Origin of the sequence: Verminephrobacter aporrectodeae subsp. tuberculatae At4 (assembly GCF_000193225.1) — a bacterium.
In the GTDB taxonomy this organism is placed as follows: Bacteria; Pseudomonadota; Gammaproteobacteria; order Burkholderiales; family Burkholderiaceae_C; genus Acidovorax; species Acidovorax aporrectodeae.
The window spans coordinates 1-5,899 of record NZ_AFAL01000039.1 but is presented as its reverse complement, the minus strand read 5'-3'; the positions used below and the strand labels follow the sequence as shown (position 1 = coordinate 5,899).

At 65.3% G+C, this 5,899-nt stretch carries 8 protein-coding genes; 4 read left to right on the top strand and 4 right to left on the bottom strand.

The features are described 5' to 3' along the window. Positions 1-635 (top strand): helix-hairpin-helix domain-containing protein (locus VTU_RS30535; RefSeq protein ID WP_010100092.1); only part of this gene is annotated, 635 nt, incomplete at its 5' end. 25 nt (positions 636-660) lie between these two features. On the opposite strand, the gene VTU_RS0101550 is transcribed toward VTU_RS30535, so the two are convergent. The 3 genes from VTU_RS0101550 to VTU_RS0101545 all read right to left on the bottom strand — a co-directional run bounded on the left by VTU_RS0101550 (position 661) and on the right by VTU_RS0101545 (position 2,728). Then, complete coding sequence (locus VTU_RS0101550; RefSeq protein WP_010100091.1) at positions 661-1,212, bottom strand: NUDIX hydrolase; 552 nt, start codon at positions 1,210-1,212, stop codon at positions 661-663. Positions 1,213-1,485: 273 nt separating this feature from the next. Continuing rightward, complete coding sequence (locus VTU_RS32380) at positions 1,486-1,863, bottom strand: surface-adhesin E family protein (protein ID WP_369021508.1); 378 nt, start codon at positions 1,861-1,863, stop codon at positions 1,486-1,488. Positions 1,864-2,029: 166 nt separating this feature from the next. Beyond that, positions 2,030-2,728 carry a fumarylacetoacetate hydrolase family protein gene (locus tag VTU_RS0101545; protein ID WP_010100090.1) on the bottom strand — a complete coding sequence of 233 codons (699 nt, stop codon included), beginning with the start codon at positions 2,726-2,728 and terminating at the stop codon, positions 2,030-2,032. 177 nt (positions 2,729-2,905) lie between these two features. On the opposite strand from VTU_RS0101545, the gene maiA reads away from it, so the two are divergent. Together maiA and pgeF are read left to right on the top strand one after the other, a co-directional pair. Then, positions 2,906-3,577 (top strand): maleylacetoacetate isomerase, encoded by a 672-nt coding sequence (gene maiA / locus VTU_RS0101540; protein ID WP_010100089.1) that lies wholly within the window; start codon positions 2,906-2,908, stop codon positions 3,575-3,577. A gap of 13 nt (positions 3,578-3,590) precedes the next feature. After that, a complete protein-coding gene (gene pgeF, locus VTU_RS0101535; protein WP_010100088.1) occupies positions 3,591-4,421 on the top strand; it encodes a peptidoglycan editing factor PgeF in 831 nt (276 codons plus the stop codon). Positions 4,422-4,466: 45 nt separating this feature from the next. Here the strand turns inward: pgeF and VTU_RS0101530 are convergent, their stop codons facing one another. After that, positions 4,467-5,369 (bottom strand): LysR substrate-binding domain-containing protein, encoded by a 903-nt coding sequence (locus tag VTU_RS0101530; protein WP_029554003.1) that lies wholly within the window; start codon positions 5,367-5,369, stop codon positions 4,467-4,469. 214 nt (positions 5,370-5,583) lie between these two features. Here VTU_RS0101530 and VTU_RS0101525 point away from each other — a divergent pair. Continuing rightward, a partial coding sequence (locus VTU_RS0101525) for a cysteine hydrolase family protein (RefSeq protein ID WP_010100086.1) occupies positions 5,584-5,899 on the top strand: 316 nt, incomplete at its 3' end.

Below are 5,899 nucleotides of genomic sequence, written 5' to 3'. Positions count from 1 at the left end.
ACGCAGGGCTGATCCGCAGCCTGCCCGACCTGTACCGCCTGGACCTGGAGCCGCTGAGCGCGCTCGAGCGCATGGCCGAAAAATCGGCGCAGAACCTGCTCGCCGCGCTCGAAAAATCGAAACAAACCACGCTGCCGCGCTTCCTCTTCGGCCTGGGGCTGCGCCACGTGGGCGAGGCCACGGCGAAGGACCTCGCGCGCCACTTCGGAACGCTCGACGCCATCATGAACGCCAGCGAGGAGCTGCTGCTGCAAGTCAACGACGTGGGCCCCGTGGTGGCGCAGAGCCTGCACAGCTTCTTCCAGCAAGCGCACAACCGCGAGGTGGTGGCGCAGCTGCGCGCCTGCGGCGTCCACTGGCCGGAGGCGCCGCCGGCCGAGCGCGCGCCCCAGGCGCTGGCCGGCAAAACCGTGGTGCTCACCGGCACCCTGCCCACCCTGGGCCGGGACGCGGCCAAGGACCTGCTCGAAGCCGCAGGCGCCAAGGTCACGGGATCGGTAAGCAAGAAAACCAGCTACGTCGTCGCCGGCGAAAACGCGGGCAGCAAGCTGGCCCAGGCGCAGGAACTGGGCATTGCGGTGCTCGACGAGGCCGGCATGCTGGCGCTGCTGTCCAGCCCGGGCGCGCAAGGCTGACGGCTTTTTCCCGCCGGCCCTGCGCTCATTCGATATCGATGCAGTGCATTCCCATGGCGCCGGTCTTGCGGTCGGCGAAATAGCGCACCAACGTCTCCCGGACCGTGCGGAATGCAATCTCGTCCCAGGGCACCTCCTCCTCGGCGAACAGCCGCGCCTCGATGGTCTCCGTGCCCGGGTTGAAGCGATCGCTGAGCAGCGTGGCGCGGTAGAACAGATGCACCTGGCCCACGCCGCGCACGTTCAGCAGACTGAATAGCGGCCCCATCTCGATCTGCGCGCCGGCCTCCTCGTCGGTCTCGCGCGCCGCGCCCTCGGACGTGGTCTCGTCCAACTCCATAAAGCCCGCCGGCAGCGTCCACTTGCCCCGGCGTGGCTCGATGTTGCGCTTGCACAGCAGAACGCGCCCATCGGGCAGCGCCGGCACCGTTCCCACCACGTTGAGCGGATTCTCGTAATGCACGGTGCCGCAGGCGGGGCATACCGCGCGCTGTCTGGTATCGCCATCGTCGGGCAGGCGATAGGCCACGGAGGCGCCGCAGGCGCGGCAATATTGGATGGGATTGCGGTAGGTCATGCCGGGTTTTGTATGGGGTATTCGTAAAAGCGTGTTGTCGGGTACTCGAAGCACATCCCGCCTCAATCATGCCGATGGGGGCTGCTCGCGCCAGAACTGCCCAAGGTCGTCAAACCGCCTACAGTCTGTGCGTATCGCCTGAATTGGTGTTCTCGGGAATTTCCATTTTCAAATATCGTGCAACAACGCCATGTGAACGCATCAAAAAATTGGTGCTTCGCTTATTCAAATTGAGTTATTTCACAAATGACAGAGTTATTTTTGATAAGGAATTCATCGTTTGGAGTTTTTAAAAGAACAGACAAAATCAAGAATCATCTCTTCGACCGTGTCAGGCATTACATCTTCCAGACTATCTTTTGTTGGTTTTCCAGACCAACTATAGACGATATCTCCCGACCTATTGTCACCCGAATAAAACGCCATTTTGACTACTGAAAGTGATCTGCCTTGGCAGTCGCAATGGTATAAGCTAATTCCGGAGGAATGCTTTCTGTTATTTACCTCCTGCGGAGAGTAAAATTCAACCCGAACCCAGGCCTTGCGGCCGAATGGTGATTTTGCGATGCTGGCTGTATCGACGTAGATCATTCCCGTGTTCCTCGAATCTCCCACGTACTCCCAATTCGCCGCTGTAGCCACGGAAATCATACAGGACAGGATTATTGCTACCAAAAGGTGTTTTTTCATTCTTGCTCCAAAACATTTTTACTGAAACATTGCGCCCTGTTTGTACAGAGCGAATGGGATCTGGATTTGCAGCGCGTTGATTTTGCGAATACTCTTTGCATGGATTGGACCGGGTGGCGCTGCCACCTCAGCGCACGCACAGGCGCAGCGCGCTCAGGCCGTCAACGCCGCCCTCGAGCGTGTCGCCGCGCTGCACGGCGCCCACGCCCGCGGGGGTGCCGGTGTAGATCAGATCGCCGGGCTGCAGGGCCCAGGCCGTGGACAGATGCGCGATGGTCTCGGCAACGCTCCAGATCAGCTGCGCCACGTTGCTGCGCTGGCGCTCGGCGCCGTTGACCCGCAGCCAGATGGCAGCCTGCTCCACCCCGGCGGCCTGCTCCACCGGGGTGATGGGGCCGATGGGCGCGCTGGCGTCAAAGCCCTTGGCGATGCACCAGGGCCGGCCCTGTTTCTTCATCTCGTTTTGCAGGTCGCGGCGCGTCATGTCCAGGCCCACGGCGTAGCCGTAGACATGCTGCGGCGCGTCGGTCGTCGGGATGTTGCGGCCCCCCTTGCCGATGGCCACCACGAGCTCGATCTCGTGGTGCAGATTCGCCGTGCGGTCGGGATAGGGCCACGGGCCGGTTGCGCCGGCGTCGAACACCACGACGGCGTCGGCAGGCTTCATGAAGAAGAACGGCGGCTCGCGGCCGCTGCCGCCCATCTCCCGCGCATGCTCCTCGTAATTGCGGCCCACGCAGTACACGCGGTGCACGGGAAAACGCTCGCTGCGGCCCAGCACGGGCACGCTGACCACGGGCGCGGGCGAGAACACATAGCTGCTCATGGGGGCCTTTCTTTTCTTGCTCGATCACGCGGATTCCCGAGCCCTGCACCGACCCGGGGTGTGGCAGTGTGCCATGGACCTGCGCTGCGCCCATGGCCCCCCGGGGCGGCTACACTGGCGCGCAGCGCAAACGGCTCTGACTGGCTCGACGCGCCAATCCACTGGGCGCGCTCCCCCATGCAGCTCTACAACTACCACCACTCCTCGGCCGCGTTTCGCGTGCGCATCGCGCTGCAGATCAAGGGGCTGGACTTCGACTACCTTGCGCTGCACCTCATCCAGGGCGAGCACAGGGCGCCCGAATTCGCCAGCCGCGTCGGCGACGCGCTGGTGCCCCTGCTCGTGACCGACGATGGCGCGGCGCTGGCGCAATCCATGGCGATCATCGAATACCTCGACGAGACCTGCCCCGACCCGGCCCTGCTTCCCGTCCCCCCGATCGAGCGCGCCCGCGTGCGCGCGCTGGCGCAGATGGTGGCCTGCGAGATCCATCCGCTGAACAATCTGCGCGTGCGCAAGTACCTGGCGCGCACGCTCGGGGTGGACGAAGAGGCCCGGACCGCCTGGGGCCAGCACTGGGTACGCAGCGGGCTCGAGGCCTTCGAGCGCCAGCTCGCGCTGTTCGCGCGCGAGCGCGCCGCCCAGGGCCTGGCGCCCTCGGTGCTGTGCTGGGGCGCGCAGCCCACGCTGGCCGACTGCTGCCTGGTGCCGCAGATTTTCAACGGCCAGCGCCTGAACCTGTCCCTGGACGGCCTGCCGCGCACCATGGACGTGTTCCACGCCTGCATGGCGCTGCCCGCGTTCCGCAAGGCGCAGCCCTCGGCCTGCCCGGACAGCGAGCCGGGCTGAACCCACGCTGCCCATGACCGAACCCCAGGCCGATTGGCTCGTCCCCGACTGGCACGCGCCGCCGGGCGTGCACGCGCTGTGCACCACGCGCACCGGCGGCGTCAGCCTGCCGCCCTACGACAGCCTGAACCTCGGCGACCACGTCGGCGACGATGGCGCTGCGGTGCAGGCCAACCGGCGCACGCTGCAAACGGCCCTGCAGGCGCGCACGCCGGCGGCCCGGGCGGTGTTCCTGCGGCAGGTGCATGGCGTCGCCGTGGCGCATCTGGACAGCCACAGCCCCGACGGCACCGCGGCCGACGCCTGCGTCAGCCGCACGCCCGGCATGGTCTGCACCATCCTGGTCGCCGATTGCCTGCCGGTGCTGCTGGCGCACCGCTCGGGCGCCGTGGTGGCTGCCGCGCACGCCGGCTGGCGCGGCCTGGCGGGGAACGGCGTGCAGGGGGTGCTGGAATCGGTTTTCAGGCATTTTTGCGCTCTGGTGCAGGAGTCCCATGCCAGCCCCCCCGCCGCAGTCGCCGCAGACACCCTGGCCTGGCTCGGCCCCTGCATCGGCGCGCACGCCTTCGAGGTCGGCGCCGAGGTGCGCAGCGCGTTCTGCAGCGCCAACCCCGCCGCGCAAGCATGCTTTGCGGCGCACCGCGACGCCCCCGGCAAATATCTGTGCGACCTGGCCGGCCTGGCCCGGCTGCGGCTGCGCGCGCTGGGAATCACCGCGCTGTACGGCAACGACGGCACGCCGCCCTGGTGCACCGTGTCCCACGCCGCACGCTTCTTTTCGCACCGGCGCGGCGGCACTGAGGGCGGCAGCGGACGCCTGGCCGCCTGCGTCTGGCGCGGCTGAGTCCGGTCGGCTTGGGACCTGCCAGCAACGCGCAGCAGCCCTGGCTCATGCCCCTTGCCCGAGGGCTTCCTGCAACCAGGTCGCGACGGCATCCACAGCGGCATCCCGGCGCGCACCGTAGCGCAGAAAGAAGGATCTGGGACTCGGCACGCGCTGGCTCAGTGGCGCCACCAGCAGGCCCTCATGCAGCAGGTGGTTCACCAGCGGCGCGCGGCCCAAGGCCACGCCATGCCCCATCGCGGCAGCCTGTACCAGCTGATCGAAATGACTCCATCGCAGCCCGGCATCCAGCGCCTGCGCATTCCCGCCAGCGGCCCTGATCCAGTGCGTCCACTGCAACCATGGCCAGGCGTTTTGCGTGTCTTCCAGGTGCAGCAAGCTGTGCTGCCCCAGGTCCTCGATGCGCGCCAGAGACCGCCGTCGCAGCAATGCAGGGCTGCAAACCGGGAAGACGTCTTCTCCCGAAAGCAGCACGTGCTCAACGCTCATTGCCTGCTCGGGCGCACAGTAGCGAACCGCCAAGTCAGCGCCCCCGTGGGAGAGATCCCGCACCCTGTTGTCCGCCGAAACATGCAGCGCGACGTCCGGGTATTGCGCCTTGAAACGGGATAGGTGCGGGACAAGCCACAGCGCTGCAAAAGAGGACGTGGTGGAGATTCTGACCCCCTGCTCGCTCTGACCCCGGCGCAGGCTTTCCACCGTGGTGGAAAGCCGCGCCAGGGCTTCGCCGCTGACCTCGAACAACACCCGTCCCGACTCCGTCAGCACCAGGGACCGGTGCTGCCGCTCGAACAAGGCCAGTCCCAGGTATTCCTCCAGCTTTTTCACCTGCCGACTGATCGCCGATTGCGTCACGAACACCTCGTCGCCCGCTTTTGAAAAGCTCAGCAAACGGGCTGCGGCCTCGAACCCGACCAGCAAGTCCAAGGGAGGTAGGGGTCTGCTCACTTCGTGTTCTCCTTGAGGCCACGCCATGCAGGGCTTTTTGCATTCCTTCCAAGCATGCAATGCATGCCGAAAGATCGTTTGTGCGCACGGGCTTCGGAAGCCATGATCGGACCCGTCCGGATAGTGTGTCGCCCCGACAACGGCAAGGAAACGAAAGACAAATCATGAACGTGCCGGCCTTATCTGATCCCATGAAACTCCCTGCGTGCACTCCATGAAATCTCTTGTCGCCATCGATATTCAACGCGAATACACCACGGCGGGCCGCGAATTCCATATCCAATCGATTGGCGCGTCCCTGAAGAACGCATACCGCATGCTGCAGTTTGCCCGCCAGGCGGGCTGGCCGATCATGCATGTGCAACACCTGCAGGACGGCAGCGTTTTCAACCCCGCATCCGATGCGTCGGGCTTCGTCGATGGTTTCACCCCGGAACCCGGCGAGGCGCATGCCACCAAAGGCAATTACTCCTGTTTTTCATCGCCCGCCTTCAGTCAATTCGTTCAGGAACACGCCGCCCATGAGTTTG

Bases quoted from the DNA above. Each gene is read 5' to 3' on its own strand.
- VTU_RS0101550 (WP_010100091.1), bottom strand. From the start codon at position 1,212: ATGACCTACCGCAATCCCATCCAATATTGCCGCGCCTGCGGCGCCTCC.
- VTU_RS32380 (WP_369021508.1), bottom strand. From the start codon at position 1,863: ATGATTTCCGTGGCTACAGCGGCGAATTGGGAGTACGTGGGAGATTCG.
- VTU_RS0101545 (WP_010100090.1), bottom strand. From the start codon at position 2,728: ATGAGCAGCTATGTGTTCTCGCCCGCGCCCGTGGTCAGCGTGCCCGTG.
- maiA (WP_010100089.1), top strand. From the start codon at position 2,906: ATGCAGCTCTACAACTACCACCACTCCTCGGCCGCGTTTCGCGTGCGC.
- pgeF (WP_010100088.1), top strand. From the start codon at position 3,591: ATGACCGAACCCCAGGCCGATTGGCTCGTCCCCGACTGGCACGCGCCG.